The organism is Phragmitibacter flavus, assembly GCF_005780165.1.
Classification (GTDB): Bacteria; Verrucomicrobiota; Verrucomicrobiia; order Verrucomicrobiales; family Verrucomicrobiaceae; genus Phragmitibacter; species Phragmitibacter flavus.
In genome coordinates this window covers 1-936 of the sequence record NZ_VAUV01000041.1, presented here as the reverse complement: position 1 = coordinate 936, position 936 = coordinate 1, and the positions used below count along the sequence as shown (strand labels likewise).

Here is a 936-nt window from a genome sequence, read left to right as displayed (position 1 = left end):
TGCCCCCGGCGCGCCACCAGCAGCAAGCTTCGCTACGGGCTTTCGCTACGCTCCAGCCCTCCGCTGCGCATGCTGCTGGACAAACCCAACGATCACCCTTAAAGCAAAAACAACCGACCACCGACTAACAATCAAGCAGGTCCGACCTCTGGGGGCTGATCAAGTTTAGGGTGATTAAATTGGCTTCGAACTGGGTTGGCGTTTGATAGCCGAGGGAGGAGTGTTTGCGTTGAGTGTTGTAGTAACCCTCAATAAAAGCGAACAGCTCGGTGCGGGCGTCATGCTCGTTGATGAAGCATCCGTCTTGTAGCATCTCGGTTTTGAGGGTGCCCATGAATGATTCGCTCCATGCATTGTGGTAGGGGTTGGCTCGGGCTGACATGCTCTGCTGGATGCCAGCACTGTTGATCTTGGCCCGGTATTGGCCGCTGCCATATTGACTGCCACGGTCGCTGTGAAAGATGAGTCCAGGTGCAGGTCGGCGTGATTGCAAGGCTTGGTCAAGGGCATCAGCAACGAGTCCACTGCGCATGTGTTGCGCCAGTGACCAGCCAACCACGCGCCGGGTGCACAGATCCAGGACAATGGCCAGATAGAGCCATCCGTTGGTGGTGGGGATGAAGGTGATATCCCCAGCCCAGACGCGGTCGGGTTGCGTGGGAAGAGCGTTCCCCAGCAGCAGATTGGGAGAGGGTTTGTCGGCCCGCCCGTCGCTGGTTTTGGGCACGTAGGTTTTGGGTTGAAGGGCTTTTAGGCCTCGTCGAGCCATGAGCCTACGGACTCGAGCAGGGGCACAGGTGATACCTCGCCCGGCCAGTTCGTGCCAGATGCGACGGTGTCCGTAACGGCGGCGGTGGTGTTTGAAAATGCGTTCGATTTGATCGCCGATACGCTGGTCGGAACACTGCGAAGGGGTGGGAGTGGCGGCGTGGTAGT

1 protein-coding gene is annotated in these 936 nt (G+C 58.4%); it reads right to left on the bottom strand.

The window, feature by feature from the left end:
• Positions 1 to 124: 124 nt before the first annotated feature.
• Positions 125 to 936: IS3 family transposase (locus tag FEM03_RS24180; protein WP_138089004.1), on the bottom strand; the 812-nt coding region annotated here is incomplete at its 5' end.